This window comes from Leucobacter weissii (assembly GCF_017565745.1).
Lineage (GTDB): Bacteria > Actinomycetota > Actinomycetes > Actinomycetales > Microbacteriaceae > Leucobacter > Leucobacter weissii.
Window position 1 is genome coordinate 12026 of the sequence record NZ_JAGDYM010000013.1, and the last position, 14432, is coordinate 26457.

Genomic DNA, 14432 nt, shown 5'->3' on the forward strand with positions numbered 1-14432 from the left:
GGTCTATCCTCTGATGTAAACAATCGTTTACAGGGAGGGTTCTCATGAGCGCTTCAGCATCTCCGGCGCACCAGCCGGCCGGCCTCGCCTCGGCGGGCACCGGGAGGGGGCGGGCGTGGCCGATCGTGGCGTGCTTGTCGTTGGGGGGTCTGGCGTTCTCGCTGCTGCAGTCGATGGTCGCCCCGGCGCTTCCGGGGATTGCGTCGGATCTGGGCACCGACACCGCTTCGGTGAGCTGGGTGCTCACCGGGTATCTGTTGTCGGCGTCGGTGTGTACCCCGATCCTGGGCCGGCTCGGGGACATGGTTGGAAAGCGCAGGGTGCTGTTGGGGTCGCTGATCCTTCTTGCCGTGGGATGCGTGGCCGCCGCGCTGGCACCGAACCTGACTGTCCTGATCGCCGCCCGCGTGTTGCAGGGTGCGGCCGGGGCGATCATGCCGTTGTCGATCGGGATGGTCCGTGACCTGCTCCCGGCCCGGCAAGTGCCCGTGACGGTCGGGTTGCTGTCGGCGCTGCTGGGCATCGGGGGTGGGTTCGGGATCGTGCTCGCCGGCCCGATCGTGACCGCCTTGTCCTGGCACTGGCTGTTCTGGCTGCCGCTGGTAGCGATCGCGGTCGCAATCGCCGGTGTGGTGTGGTTCGTCCCCGAAAGCCCGGTCCGCAGCCCTGGCCGCCTGGACTGGAAGGGCGCGCTGATCCTGTCCGCCGCGCTGGTCGCGGTGCTGCTCGCGGTCAGCAAGGGTTCGGAGTGGGGGTGGACGAGCCCGGCGACCATCGCCCTGACCGTCGCCGGGCTGGGCGGGCTCGTGGTGTTCGTGCTCACCGAGACCCGCACCAGGGAACCGCTTGTCGACATGTCTCTGCTGCGTCGCCGTGGTGTGTGGGTGACCGACCTGGTCGGGCTGTTGTACGGGTTCCTCATGTACAGCACGTTCCTGCTCATCCCGCTGCTGGTGCAACTTCCCGCCGCCACCGGGTACGGGTTCGGGCTCACCGTCACCCAAGCCGGGCTGGTGTTCGTGCCCACCACACTGATGATGCTGATCTTCGGGCCGCTGTCCGGTCTCATCGGACGACGCACCAGCACCCGCACCCCGCTGATCCTCGGTGCGATCGCCGTCACCGCCGGCTACCTCGTCCCGGCTCTCGGCCACGACCAGCTCTGGCAGATCCTCACCGCCTGCGTCCTCACCGGTGCCGGGGTGGGGCTGGCGTTCGCGGGCATGTCCAACGTGATCATCGCCCACGTGCCACCCACCGCCACCGGGCAGGCCACCAGCGTCAACACGATCGTGCGCACCATCGGCGGCAGCATCGGTACCGCCACCGTCGCCGCCATCCTCGCCACCCACACCACCGGCGCCATCCCCGCCGCCGCCGGGTTCACCATCGTCTTCTGGACCGGCACCCTCGTCGGCATCCTCGCGATCGTGCTGAGCCTGTTCATCCCGAAACCCCGCCACGATGACCACGACGGCGACCGGTAACCCCGCGCACCGTCGCCGGGGCGTTCGGCGCCGGTTGGCGCCCGCAGGAGGTACGCGGGACCGTACGCCGGTACCCCGCAGGTGGGTACAGCGGGGGGATGCCCCGCCCGCGGGTCGATTCCTACCCTGGAAGCATCCGTAGGAAAGGACCCGTCATGCTCACCAGCATCACCGCCGACACCCCTCGACATACCGGTCCGCGAACCCCCGTGCCGTCGCGGGGGGACCGGGCGCCGACGGTGTCGATCATCATCCCCGCCCACAACGAGGAAGACACCATCGGCAGGTGCATCGAGGCCGCGCTGGCTCAGACCCTGCCGGCGTGGGAGATCATCGTCGTCGACAACTGCTCCACCGACGGCACCGCCAGCATCGTCACCCAGCTCGCCCGGCAGCATCCCGACGCCGGCATCCGGCTGCTGACACAGTCCGACGAACTCGGCCTGGTCCCCACCCGCAACCTCGGGTTCGCCCACGCGACCGGGGAGGTACTCGGACGCATCGACGCCGACTCCCTCCTCGAACCGGACTGGGTGGCGCACGTCGCGCACACCATGACCGATCCCAGGATCGCGGCCGTCACGGGACCGGTGACCTACTACGACCTGGCCCTGCGGGGCCTTGACCGCACCTCCGACGACCTCATCCGCCGGACGCTGCGACGACTGGGCAAGAGCTACCCGTTCCTGTACGGCAGCAACATGGCCATCCGCGCCCGGGCCTGGCACCGGATCGAACCGGACGCCTGCCGCGACCTGCAGGACCTGTACCACGAAGACATCGACCTGGCCGTCCACCTGTATGAGGCAGGGCTTGCGGCGACCTACCTCAGCGGCATGCGCGCCTCGGTCTCCGCACGGAGGCTGTCGTCCTCGCCCGGGTCGTTCCGCGACTACACCAGACGCTTCGAACGCACCTACACCAGCCACGGCATCGACGACTGGCACCTGCGGGTCCCGCAGGTCCTCCTGCAGCACGCGTACTGGTGGGCGCGGGTCCTGCACGCCGCCACCCCGACCCCACGACAGGTGGCCTCATGACCACCGTGACGGTCGTGATCCCGGTCCTCAACGACGCCCGCATGCTCGAACGCTGCCTGGAATCCCTCGCCCACCAGACCCGCCGACCCGACGAGGTGATCATCGTCGACAACGGCTCCACCGACGACAGCGCCCTCGTCGCGCACCGATACGCCGCGACCCTCATCGACGAACCTCGCCCAGGCATCACTGCCGCCGCTGCCCGCGGCTTCGACACCGCCACCGGGGAGATCATCGCCCGGTGCGACGCCGACTCGATCCTCCCGCCCACCTGGATCGAACGCATCGAACGCACCCTCGATGAGAACCCCGAGGCGGTCGCCGTCACCGGCCCAGGCACCTTCTACAACATGAACCGCACCATCGAGCTCCTCGCCCGCGGCTTCTACATCTACGGATACTTCCTCTCGATGCGCCTCCTGCTCGGACATCACGTTCTCTACGGGTCCAACTGTGCCGTCCGATCCGAGGCGTGGCGGGCCGTCAGCGCGTCGGTGCCGCGCGATGACAGCGAGATCCACGACGACATGGATCTGAGCTACCGGCTGCCCGCCCACTCCCGGGTCAGGCTCGACAACGCACTCGTCGTCGGGATCTCTGCCCGCCCGTTCGACAGCATCAGCGTGTACGTCCGCCGGTTGCGGCGTGCCGTGCACACCTTCTCGCTGCACCTGCCCGACCAGCTCCCGCACCGGCGCTACGCCGCCCGCCGCCGCACCATGGCCGCGATGCCGCAGCCGCGACAGGACGCGCGGGCCGCGCAGTCATGACGAGAGCACCCGGCGTGAGCAGGACCCTTTCGGCACTGCTGTTCCTCGTGCTGAGCATCGCCCTGCTACCGCTCGCAGTGGTCTACATCGCGGCCGTGACCGTCCTCGAGCTCGCCCACCGCGTCAGGATCCGGCACCGCACACCCCGAGGACACACCGCATGACCCGCACCCACACCCCCCACCTCCACCACCCGCCGGCACACCGCCCCGCCGCCCACGATGATCGGCATGTCAGCGAACCGGGACGCCGCCCGCCCATCCAAGCCTGGGCTCGATGATGATGCTCTCGCTCGCCTCCGGCCCCTGGAACCGTCTGAGACGGGTGACGCGGCGGCCCACCCCTGCGCGTGCGATGCCGACGCTGGGGTGGATCGCGATCGTGGTGACCACGATCGGGTTGTTCAGCTTCTCCGTCCCGGCCCTGGTCGGGTTCTACGACATGCCGCTGGTGATCGCGTTCGCCCTGGTGAGCGTGCAGTGCATGACGTTGCCGATGGCCGTGCGCTACCCGCGTGCCGCGATCGCCGTGCACATGGTCAGCGTGGTGTTGATCGGCGAAGCGGCCCGCGTGGGGCTGGAGGACTTCTGGCCGGTACCGGTGCCCACACTGGCCTCACTCATGGCACTGCTGGTCATCCTCGGTCTGCGCGAGAGCTGGCTGATCTCCGTATCCGCGTGGTGGCTGAACCTGCTCGGCATGATGGTCGTAGTCGCCTTGAACACCAACGAGCTGATGTCCCGACCCGACTGGGGCATGGACGTGCTGATCAGCATGGCAGTCACCCTCACCCCGCTGGCGGTCTCCATCGCGATCGGGCAACGGGAGAACGTCCGTGAGATCGCCGCGACCGCGAAGCGGGACGTTCAACTCGAACAGGCGCGGCGTGCCACCGTCGAGGAACGCGCGCGGATCGCACGCGAACTGCACGACGTCGTCGCCCACAGCATGTCCATCGTGCACATCCAAGCCGAATCCGCCCGCTACAGGGTCGACGACCTCGACGGTGCACGCACCGAGTTCGACGACATCGCCCGCTCCGCCCGCGCCGCCCTCGGCGAGATGCGGCAGCTCCTTGACGCACTGCACCCCGACGAGGACGAGACCTACTACGCACCGCAACCCACGATCGCGGAGATCCCCGCGCTGATCCGCAGCACCGAGAAGGTCGGCGTGCACGTCGACTTCGCCAGCAACCTCACCCCCGGCAGTCTCAGCCCCGTCGTGGAGCTCACCGTCTACCGCATCGTGCAAGAAGCCCTCAGCAACGTGATGCGGCACGCCCCGGGCGCCGCCGTCCGGGTCACTCTGCGTCACCGACGCGAGTCCCTCGACGTCCGGGTGAGCAACGGCCCACCGCCACATCCGGCCCCCGCCGCCCGGGACGAGGCGGGCGGGAACGGGCTGCGAGGTATGCGGGAACGCGTCGCCCTGCTGCACGGCACCATCGACCACGCCCCCTCACCCGACGGAGGCTTCGTCGTCGCCGCCACCCTCCCCACCACCCTCCGGAAGGACACACCATGAGCATCGACATCCTCGTCGTCGACGACCAGCCGATGTACCGGGTCGGTGTCTCCGCCATCGTCAACGCCCACCCCGGGATGAGCGTGATCGGTGAGGCCAGCAACGGCCGCGAAGCGATCGAACAAGCCCGCACCCTGTGGCCCGACGTGATCCTGATGGACATCCGCATGCCCGAGATGAACGGCATCGACGCCACCCGCGCCATCACCACCGCCCCCTTCGCCCACGAACCCCCGCCTGCGGTGATCATGCTGACCACCTTCGACCTCGACGACTACGTCTACGAGGCCCTCCGCGCCGGGGCCAGCGGGTTCCTCCTCAAAGACTCCGGTGGAGAGAACCTGATCTCCGCGATCCACACCGTCCACGACGGCGACGCACTCCTCGCGCCCCGCATTACCCGACGCCTCATCGAACACTTCGTCGAGAGCTCGCCCGGACCGTTGCAGCCACAGACCGTGTTCGACGATCTCACCGACCGTGAACGCGAGGTCTTCGAACAGATGGCCCGCGGCCGTTCCAACCTCGAAATCAGCCGGGCCCTCCACGTCGCCGAGCAGACCGCCAAGACCCACGTCAGCCGCGTCATGACCAAACTCGGACTCCGAGACCGCGTCCACGCCGTCGTCCTGGCCTACGAAACCGGCCTCGTGCGCGCCGGAGACCTCCACGCCACCGAGCAGTCCGCCACCTCCCGCCACCTGCGACATCCCGGTGGCCAGCGATGACCCCACTCACCACACCCGACACCGAACCCCTGTCTGACACCACCCCCCGCCGCCGCTCGGTGAGCCTGCGACGCCCCTTTGCCACCGGGCTGCTGCTCGCCGGTGGGGCGCTGGCAGCGTTCACCGCGTGGTCCTCCATCCCGCTGCTTCTGCCACTACTAGCATCGATCGCGTTGGCCGCGATCTTCGCCATCGGACTCGCCCCCGCAGTCCGCGCCCTGCAACGCCGCCGCGTCCCTCGCGGTCTCGCCATCGGGGCCGTCACGGGCAGCACCCTCCTCGTCATCGTTGGCAGCGTGCTGCTGCTGGTCCCGACCCTGACCCAACAGGCGACCCAGCTGCTCGCTCGCACCGACGAGTTCCTGACTTCAGGCTCGCTGGACTCCCTTGCTGTCGGGCTCCAGCGCTTCGTCCCCGACACCGTGCTCGACGTCAACGTCATGCTCGACGAGGCCGTCCACGCACTATTGGAGACCGTCACGGCCGCCACCGTCTACAGCGACGCGCTCAGCCTCGTCACCTCACTCGGCACTGGCCTGCTCATGACGGCGCTCGTCATCATCCTCACCGTCTACTTCCTCGCATCCGGGACCTGGTTCCGGCGGCAGTTCCTCGCGCTACTGCCCGCCGCCCACCGTCGCGCCGGCATCCGCGTGACCGACCGCATCACCCGCTCCGTCGGACAGTACCTGCGCGCACTGATCCTCTTGGCACTCCTCAACGGTGCCCTGACCCTCATCATCCTGCTCATCACCGGCGCGACACTGCCCGTACTCCTGGCCGCTGTCGCACTCGTGTGCACCCTCATCCCACTGATCGGCATCCAACTCGGCGCCGTCATCGTCGTCGCCGTCCAAGCACTCACCGCCCCCACCGACACCACCACCTGGGTCACCCTGACCGTGTGGTACTTCATCTACGCACTCGTCGAGGCCTACGTCATCGCCCCCCGAGTCATCGGGCACCGCGTCAACATGCCTCAGATCGTCGTACTACTTCTCACGCTCATCGGCGGGGCGCTCTACGGAATCCTCGGCGCACTGCTCTCTATTCCCATCGCCATAGCCATTGCCGCAAGTGCGCAAGAACTAGCGAAGACGCGTCGTCAGTCCGCTGCACGAGCGTAAACGCTGCGTCGGCGCTCCGTTGGCGCCCCTGAATCAGCGCGGCGGTCGGCCGCGGATGTGAGCTCGACGCAACGCATCGAGCGCATGAATAGCCTGGGCTGGTACGACACCGTTGCCGAGGGCAGCTGTTCGGGCAACGTGAGCCCGAGGTCGGAATCGGTGACCCAGCCTTCGGGTAGGCCCATGAGCCATTCCACGAAACGAGGCGCGGGGCGATACTGGCCGTCGTCGCTGATGAGGGTCGGTGAGGGGGCTACTCGTCCGGTGAGGTGTTCCCATCGTCGGATTGCCAGAGCGTAGCGTCCCCAGCGTCGAAGAGCTGTCCGATGAGCGGCCACAGCAACTCCGGATCTTGAGTTTGCCGGGAGCCGGCCGGCCCGTTGAGAGCCAGGTCGATGACCTGATGCGACAGGGCGATCGTCCCACGCCGGGCCTTGACGCGATCCAGGCTCTCCCCGCCGCGGGCGGCATCCGAGGCCAGTGGCGTCCGGAACAGTGCGACGGGCGAGGATGAAGATGCGAAAGCGGGTGTGGGGCGCTCCGATGTCGGAAGCGGGTAGGCCGAGCCAGCGCGTATCATACCTGAGGTCGGCCAGATCGCCGAGTACGGCGCCAAGAGCCCGTAGAGGTCGAGTTGACTGGTCTCCCAGATGCCACGGGTCGGATTCCACACCGCGAACGGCAGCATCCTCGGTTGCGGGTTCGGGGGTTGCGGTGGAGGGGTTGCGTCCATCGGGGTTGTCTCCTTCCGGGTTGGGGCGGGTCGCTGTAGCGGAGAGCAGGCCGCGTACGTTCTCGGCGACGACCCACTCGGGTTGCAACACGGCGATCGCCTCGGCCGTGCGCGCCCACAGGCCCGAGCGGGTGCCGGGATGCAGGCCGGCCATGCGCCCGACCGTGGACACGTCCTGGCAGGGGAATCCGCCGCAGAGCACATCGACGGGCTCGACCTGGCTCCAGTCGATCGTGGTGATGTCACCCAGGTTCGGTACACCCGGCCAGTGGTGCGAGAACACGCGCGCCACCGCTGGGCTGAACTCGGAGAACCACGCGGTCTCCCCGTCGAAGACCTCCTCGACGGCGAGGTCGAGCCCGCCGTAGCCGGAGAACAGCGACCCGATCCGTAGACGATGAGCTTGGGTCTCGTGGTTCGATGGGCGCATGAGGACTCTGGCAGATCGGTGATCCCCGGCCGTCGTTCACTCGTGAGCTCCTGACCGGGCTGGTCACCTGCCAGGTGCTCGCACAGCGTCCCGCACCCTGCCGATCACGGCTCACCCCCGGCACCCGCCCGAGCTGTCGTCTCCGGCCACTCTCAGAGCTACCACGCCTCTTGCAGATCGAGGTTGAGCCCGCCTTCGGCGGGCTTTCGCCCACCTCGTGAGCGAGCGGAGGGAGACGGCGCGATGACGGTCTCGATGCGCGTGATGAGCGCGGGCGACGGTTACAAGTACCTGCTGCGTACGGTCGTCGCCGGGGACGGCGACAGGTCGCTCTCGACCCCGCTGACCCGCTACTACTCGGAGGCGGGCACGCCGCCGGGCCAGTGGCTCGGCGCTGGCATCGCGGCGCTCGGCGGGATGATCGCGGAGGGCGATCAGGTCACCGAAGCACAGCTCGAACTCCTCCTCGGCCTCGGCAGGCACCCCGTCACGGGCGCACCGCTCGGGAAGGCGTATCCGGCTTACAAGACCGTCGCCGAACGGATCGCGGAGCGCGTGGCCGCCCTCGATCCCGAGCTCGGGCCGGCCAGCCGTGCGGAGGCGACCGCCGCAATCAAGGCCGAGGAGACTGCGCGCGGGGTGCGCCGGGCGGTTGCGGGCTACGACTTCACCTTCTCCATCCCGAAGTCCGCCTCGGTGCTCTGGGCGGTTGCGGACGCGGGGACGCAGGCGCTTATCGCGGACGCGCATCATGCGGCGGTTGCGGAGGTGGTTGCGTTCATGGAACGGGAGGTTGCAGCGACCCGCACCGGCGCAACCGGGCGCGACGGGGCGGTTGCACAAGTCGATGTTCGCGGCCTGGTCGCCACCGCGTTCGATCACTACGACAGCCGGGCGGGCGACCCGCACCTGCATACCCATGTCGTCATCTCCAACAAGGTGCAGACCGTCCTCGACGGCAAGTGGCGCTCCCTCGACGGCCGACCCATGCACGCCGCGACGGTCGCGCTCTCGGAACTGCACGAGGCCGTCTTCGCAGACCACCTGACCCGGATGCTCGGAGTCGAGTGGGAGGCCCGGGAGCAGGGGCGGGACCGGAACCCGGCGTGGGCGGTCGCGTCGGTGCCGGAGGAGCTGGTCAAGGAGTTCTCCACCCGTGCCCGGCACATCGACGCCGAGACGGATCGCCTCATCGACCGCTACGTCTCCGAACACGGCAGGCGCCCGTCGCCAGCGACGATCATGAAGCTCCGCGCCCAGGCCACTCTCTCCACCCGCCCGGAGAAGGAAGTCCATTCGCTCGCGGACCTCACCGCATCCTGGCGGCAAAGGGCCGGCCAGATCCTCGGCTCAGACCCGACCTCGTGGGCGCGGGCCGTGACGGTGAACGAGGCACCTCTGCTGCTGCGCGCCGACGACATCCCGCTGGATGTGATCACCAACTTGGGCGGGAGGGTTGTCGAGGCGGTCGGCGAGAAGCGCTCCACCTGGCGGCGGTGGAACCTGATGGCCGAGGCCGCGAGGCAGACCACCGGCTACAGGTTCTCCTCCACGGAAGATCGGGAGGCCGTCGTCGGCCTCGTGGTCGACGCCGCCGAGGCCGCCTCGCTGCGACTGACGCCGCCCGAGCTCGCATCGAGCCCGGCGGCGTTCCAGCGGCCGGACGGCACCTCGGTGTTCCGGCCGAAGCACTCGGCGGTGTTCTCCTCGGAGATGCTGCTGGCGGCCGAAGACCGCCTCCTCGACCGCGCCCGCACCACGACCGGGCCGACCGTGCCCCTGGTCACCGTGGAGCGGATCGCCCGCCGACCCGACCGGCACGGCCGCAACCTCGGCCCAGACCAAGCGGACGCGCTGGCGAAGATCGCCCTCTCCGGCCGACTCATCGACGTCCTCGTGGGTCCCGCCGGGGCCGGGAAGACGACCGCGATGAACGCCCTACGGCGGGCATGGGAGCACGAGCACGGACACGGCAGCGTGGTCGGACTCGCGCCGTCCGCGGTCGCCGCGCAGGTCCTTGCCGATGACCTCGGGATCGCCACGGAGAACACGGCGAAGTGGTGGCAGAACCACATCATGTACGGCAAGACATTCCGCAAGGGCCAGCTCGTCATCATCGACGAGGCATCCCTGGCCGGCACCGTCTCCCTCGACCGCATCACCGCCCTCGCCGTCGAAGCCGGGGCGAAGACGCTGCTCGTCGGGGACTACGCCCAGCTCCAGTCGCCGACCGCCTCCGGCGCCTACGCGATGCTCGTCCACGACCGCGACGACGCCCCCGAGCTGGTCGACATCCACCGATTCAGAAGCCCGTGGGAGAAGACCGCCTCCCTCGGCCTGCGACACGGGGACACGACGGTCATCGACGCCTACGCGACGCACGAGCGCATCACCGAGGGCGACACGGAGGCGATGATCGAGGCCGCCTACGCCGCCTGGCGCACCGACATGCTCGGCGGGAAGTCGAGCGTTCTGGTCGCGGACTCGAATGAGTCCGTGCTGGCGCTGAACGAGCGTGCCCGTGCCGAGTTGATCCTGGACGGCACCGTGAATGCCCGCCGCGAGGTCGAGCTGCACAACGGCCAGCGCGCCGCGGCCGGCGATACCGTCATCACCCGCCACAACGACCGCCGCCTCCGAGCCGGCCGCGGCTGGGTCCGCAACGGCAACAGGTGGACGGTCACCGAGGTCCGCGACGACGGCTCCCTCACCCTCCGCGGAGTCGGCCAGCGATGGGGCGGCTCGGTCGTGATCCCCGCCGACTACGCGGCAGAGCATGTCGAGCTCGGCTACGCGATCACCTCCTACCGGACACAGGGCGTCACGGTCGACACCGCCCACGTCCTCGCTGACGCGACGACCACCAGGGAGAACTTCTACGTCGCCATGACCCGCGGCGCCGAGAGCAACCGCGCCTATCTCGCCGTCGACCGGCCCGACGCCGCGCACAACGGCCCCCGGAGCCAGGCGACCGGCCGCAGCGTCATGGCCGCGATCCTCCAGCACGCCGGCGCCGAGCTCTCCGCCCACGAGACCATCACGGCAGAGCAAGACGCCTGGGGCTCGATCGCCCAGCTCGCGGCCGAGTACGAGACCCTGGCCGCCGCCGCACAACACGACCGTTGGACCGCACTCATCCGCTCCTCCGGGCTCAGCGAAGACGACGCAGACGACGCGATCGCCTCGCCCGCATTCGGAGCGTTGACCGCCGAGCTGCGGCGGGCCGAGGCGAACCAGCACGACGTCGAGACCCTGCTACCGCGCCTCGTGCGAGCACGCGGGTTCGGGGACGCCGACGACATCGCCGCGGTCCTGCATTACCGCGTCGCTAAGGCGACGACGCGGCCATCAGGGTCTGGTCGCACGCGGAAGGCGCCACGCTTGATCGCCGGCCTCATCCCCGAAGCCACTGGCACCGTGCCGTCCGAGATGCGGCAGGCGCTGACCGAGCGACGCGACCTCATCGAGGCCCGCGCCAATGCTCTCCTCGACACCGCGCTCACCGAGAAGCACGAGTGGATCATGAAGCTCGGCGTCCAGCCGAAGCAGGCACGAGCGGCCCAGGCATGGCGGAACGCCGCTCGCACCGTCGCTGCCTACCGCGACCGCTACGGCGTCACCGGGCCTGCACCCCTCGGAGCACCCGCCGAGGCCGAGACGCAGAAGCTCGACGTCGCCCGCGCCGGTGCTGCGCTCGACCGGGCGCAGAACCTCGCCCGGGGCGAACAGCCGGAACACGAGCGCCCCCGCAAGGCACGGGCGCAGTGGGTCGGGCCGTCACGATGAGCCAGGATGACGTCCCGGCTTTGGACGCCGTGTCGTCGTCGCTCCGGTCCCAGAGGTCGGGCATCATGGGTATCACCATGACTGTTCGAGTTGAATCGGCGACACGTATCTCCTGACACCGTTCGCCAGGACGGAGGTAGATGTGGCCGCTGATGAGGTCTCAGTCAACTTGGGTGATGCAACGCCTCGGCGATTGCTGGTGGATTGGGCGAACGGGCAGGACGCGTGGGTGCGTCAACTCACCGCCGAAACGATCCTCTCCCGGCAAGCCCCGAGTGACGCCCTGTTGGACGCTGCGTACGCCACCTTCCTCGCCGAGAAGGGCCTCGGTGACGGTGACGCCCCCGATATCCCAAAGCTCGAGCTGTCGGCAGCAGATGCAGCGGAAGAGGACACACTCGAACTGGTCAGTCTTGCGAACATCGAGGGTGTCAACGCACTCGCCGCGGACCAGGAACTCGGCTTCGATTCGGAGCTGACGGTTCTGTTCGGACAGAACGGATCGGGAAAGACCGGGTATGCGCGAATCCTGAAGCGGATATCAGCAGTGCGTACGGCCGAAGACATCCTGCCGAACGCGCACGCGGTGCACCTCGACACCCCACCCTCGCCGGCCGCAGACATCACCTATCGCCTGTCAGGAGCCGAGTCGTCGGTACGGTGGAGCGACGAAGCCGGCTTGGCGCCGTTCACTCGGATCAGTGTCTTCGACGCCAGTGCGGTGTCCTTGCACGTCGACAGCGACCTGGGCTATGTCTACACGCCCGCCGAACTCGCGTTGTTTGCTCACGTCGCGACTGGGATGCAAGGTGTCCAGCAGCGTATTGCAGCAGAAGTGAGCGCCTTGGCGCCAGGAAGCAACCCGTTGCTCGCACGGTTCACACGCGGCACGAAGGTGTACCCAGTGATCGAGACTCTCGGCGCCACCACCGACCTCGCGGAACTCGACGCTCTCGCAACGCTACCCGAAGGCGCGGAGACCGATCGCGAGCGGCTGGAAGGCGAAGTCGCTGCACTACGTTCCAACTCTATCGACGCGATCCTCTCTAGTTCACAGGACACGGAACGGCAACTCACGCGTCTACGCAGCATCCTTACCTCCGCGCAGAACTTCGACGCGGCCGCTTACGAGACCGCACGATCCAAACTCGACCAGGCCGAGCAGCGACGAGCGGAAGCGCGCGAGCAACTCTTCAGCCAGGATGAACTACCCGGCCCGGCAGATGAAGCCTGGCAAGAGTTCGTGGTCGCCGGTGACTCGTATCGACAGCACCTTGGCCGCGAGCACTACCCGACGAACGGGGACTCCTGCTTGTACTGCATGCAGGAACTCAGCCCGACAGCTCTGAACCTGCTCACTCGCTACCGCACGTTCCTTGACGAGACACTTATCCGCCAGGTAACGGACGCGAAAGCGGGTCTGGCGAGCGCGAAGTTCAGTATGAACGAAGCAGAGCTGGCTCGTGCGATCGAGTTCGCCTCGGAACAGCAGGATCGCGAGAGCCCTCCTGCATGGGCCAGCCAAGCGTGTGACGTGCTCGCCACGACACGGGTCATTGCGCAGGACACGGCGGATGGGAAGCCCGCCGCACAGAACACCCTCCGCGAGGACGCACGAGCCGTTGCTTCTGCCGTGTCAGTAGAGCTGGAAAGCGTGAGCGCTGCCGTGCGGCAGATGGCAGACGATAAGGCCAATGCTGCTACCGCGCTCGCCGAGAAGCAGAAAGCGGTCTCGGAGCTGGTCGCGCGCATCGAGCTGAACCGAAACCTCGCCGCGGCCCGCGAGTATGTACGACGCGCGCGACGAGCTCAGCAACTCGAGAAGCTCTCTCGTGTCATATCGAACGGCGCATCGAAGCAACTCACGGTGCAGTCGAAACTCGCGAGCGAGGATCTCGTGAATAAGAACTTCGAGACCCTCTTCGCCGAAGAGTGCGCCCGCTTGCGCGCGCCACAGGTTGCGCTCCGGTTCCAAGGCCGGAGCGGACAAGCTCAACGCAAGAAGGCAGTCGCGTCTTACAAGCCGTCCGCTGTGCTCTCCGAAGGCGAGCAGAAGGTCTTGGCGCTGGCGGACTTCCTCGCCGAGAGTCGAATGCGCGGAACGAAAGCGCCGCTGATCTTCGACGACCCGGTGACGAGCCTTGACTACCGTCGGCTCGACGAGGTCGCGGCTCGTATCCAGAACCTTGCCGAGACACACCAAGTCGTTGTCTTGACTCACAACATCATGTTCGCGTCCGCGCTCATTGCCACGAGACAGAACAAGAAGCTGCGAACACGCATCTACGAGGTCCGGGATGGTGGAGAAACTAAGGGAATCCTCGCGCCAGATGTCGAGCCGAGGTTGGACACGCCCGCTGACCTCGCGAAACGAATCAACGCGAAACTTCAGGAGATGCCCGGTGCCGAACCCGTGGTTCAGGACGCGCTCATCAAGGAGACGTATGACCTGATCCGAGCCTGGTGTGAAGCGTTCGTAGAGCAGGAGCTGCTGCAGAACGTCACCCAGCGCTATCGCAAGAACATCATGATGACGCGCCTGTCCAAGATCGACAGTTCCCGGCTCGATGATGCCATCGCAGTCATCGAGCCTCTCTTCGACCGTGCTTGCGAGCGGATGACCGGGCACTCTCACGCGGCCGAGTACATGAGCACCAAACCGACCGTCGGAGATGTCCAGGAAGACTGGGAGAAGGCCAAGGCAGCGCGGGCCGCCTACATCGCAGCCTGAACGATGAGGGCATCCCCACGGACGAACGTCGGCCGAGCGCGGAATCCCTCACGACTTCTCGTGAATGGAAGGT

General features: G+C 67.8%; 10 protein-coding genes. 9 read left to right on the plus strand and 1 reads right to left on the minus strand.

The genetic code is table 11. From position 1 onward, the window contains the following. The first annotated feature begins 44 nt into the window (after window positions 1–44). The 7 genes from J4H92_RS11055 to J4H92_RS11085 all read left to right on the plus strand — a co-directional run bounded on the left by J4H92_RS11055 (window position 45) and on the right by J4H92_RS11085 (window position 6679). Window positions 45–1487 (plus strand): MFS transporter, encoded by a 1443-nt coding sequence (locus J4H92_RS11055; protein ID WP_208098255.1) that lies wholly within the window; start codon window positions 45–47, stop codon window positions 1485–1487. A 155-nt stretch (window positions 1488–1642) separates the two neighbouring features. Beyond that, window positions 1643–2527, plus strand: coding sequence for a glycosyltransferase family 2 protein (locus J4H92_RS11060; protein WP_208098256.1), 885 nt, complete (start codon window positions 1643–1645; stop codon window positions 2525–2527). Then, window positions 2524–3297 (plus strand): glycosyltransferase family A protein, encoded by a 774-nt coding sequence (locus J4H92_RS11065; RefSeq protein ID WP_208098257.1) that lies wholly within the window; start codon window positions 2524–2526, stop codon window positions 3295–3297. The genes J4H92_RS11060 and J4H92_RS11065 overlap by 4 nt, the downstream gene beginning before the upstream one ends. Before the next feature lie 14 nt (window positions 3298–3311). Further along, window positions 3312–3461, plus strand: coding sequence for a hypothetical protein (locus tag J4H92_RS11070; protein ID WP_208098258.1), 150 nt, complete (start codon window positions 3312–3314; stop codon window positions 3459–3461). Between the two features lie 112 nt (window positions 3462–3573). Further along, window positions 3574–4824: a sensor histidine kinase gene (locus tag J4H92_RS11075; protein ID WP_208098259.1), complete on the plus strand. Its 1251-nt coding sequence runs from the start codon at window positions 3574–3576 to the stop codon at window positions 4822–4824. Next, complete coding sequence (locus tag J4H92_RS11080; RefSeq protein ID WP_208098260.1) at window positions 4821–5552, plus strand: response regulator; 732 nt, start codon at window positions 4821–4823, stop codon at window positions 5550–5552. Before J4H92_RS11075 ends, J4H92_RS11080 begins: the two co-directional genes overlap by 4 nt. Continuing rightward, window positions 5549–6679 carry an AI-2E family transporter gene (locus J4H92_RS11085; protein WP_208098261.1) on the plus strand — a complete coding sequence of 377 codons (1131 nt, stop codon included), beginning with the start codon at window positions 5549–5551 and terminating at the stop codon, window positions 6677–6679. The genes J4H92_RS11080 and J4H92_RS11085 overlap by 4 nt, the downstream gene beginning before the upstream one ends. Here J4H92_RS11085 and J4H92_RS11090 read toward each other — a convergent pair. Continuing rightward, entirely contained in the window at window positions 6658–7842 is a 1185-nt protein-coding gene (locus tag J4H92_RS11090; protein ID WP_243752286.1) for a DNA cytosine methyltransferase, read from the minus strand. The genes J4H92_RS11085 and J4H92_RS11090 overlap by 22 nt on opposite strands. A 243-nt stretch (window positions 7843–8085) precedes the next feature. On the opposite strand from J4H92_RS11090, the gene mobF reads away from it, so the two are divergent. Together mobF and J4H92_RS15430 are read left to right on the plus strand one after the other, a co-directional pair. Beyond that, window positions 8086–11628, plus strand: a complete 3543-nt coding sequence (mobF, locus tag J4H92_RS11095) for a MobF family relaxase (protein ID WP_208098262.1) — start codon at window positions 8086–8088, stop codon at window positions 11626–11628. A 142-nt stretch (window positions 11629–11770) separates the two neighbouring features. After that, window positions 11771–14359: an AAA family ATPase gene (locus J4H92_RS15430; RefSeq protein ID WP_208098263.1), complete on the plus strand. Its 2589-nt coding sequence runs from the start codon at window positions 11771–11773 to the stop codon at window positions 14357–14359. The last annotated feature ends 73 nt before the right edge of the window (window positions 14360–14432 follow it).

Excerpts from the sequence above, each read along its gene's own strand:
- J4H92_RS11080 (WP_208098260.1), top strand. The coding sequence starts at position 4,821 with ATGAGCATCGACATCCTCGTCGTCGACGACCAGCCGATGTACCGGGTC.
- J4H92_RS11075 (WP_208098259.1), top strand. The coding sequence starts at position 3,574 with ATGATGATGCTCTCGCTCGCCTCCGGCCCCTGGAACCGTCTGAGACGG.
- J4H92_RS11090 (WP_243752286.1), bottom strand. The coding sequence starts at position 7,842 with ATGCGCCCATCGAACCACGAGACCCAAGCTCATCGTCTACGGATCGGG.
- J4H92_RS11060 (WP_208098256.1), top strand. The coding sequence starts at position 1,643 with ATGCTCACCAGCATCACCGCCGACACCCCTCGACATACCGGTCCGCGA.
- mobF (WP_208098262.1), top strand. The coding sequence starts at position 8,086 with ATGACGGTCTCGATGCGCGTGATGAGCGCGGGCGACGGTTACAAGTAC.
- J4H92_RS11065 (WP_208098257.1), top strand. The coding sequence starts at position 2,524 with ATGACCACCGTGACGGTCGTGATCCCGGTCCTCAACGACGCCCGCATG.
- J4H92_RS11085 (WP_208098261.1), top strand. The coding sequence starts at position 5,549 with ATGACCCCACTCACCACACCCGACACCGAACCCCTGTCTGACACCACC.
- J4H92_RS11055 (WP_208098255.1), top strand. The coding sequence starts at position 45 with ATGAGCGCTTCAGCATCTCCGGCGCACCAGCCGGCCGGCCTCGCCTCG.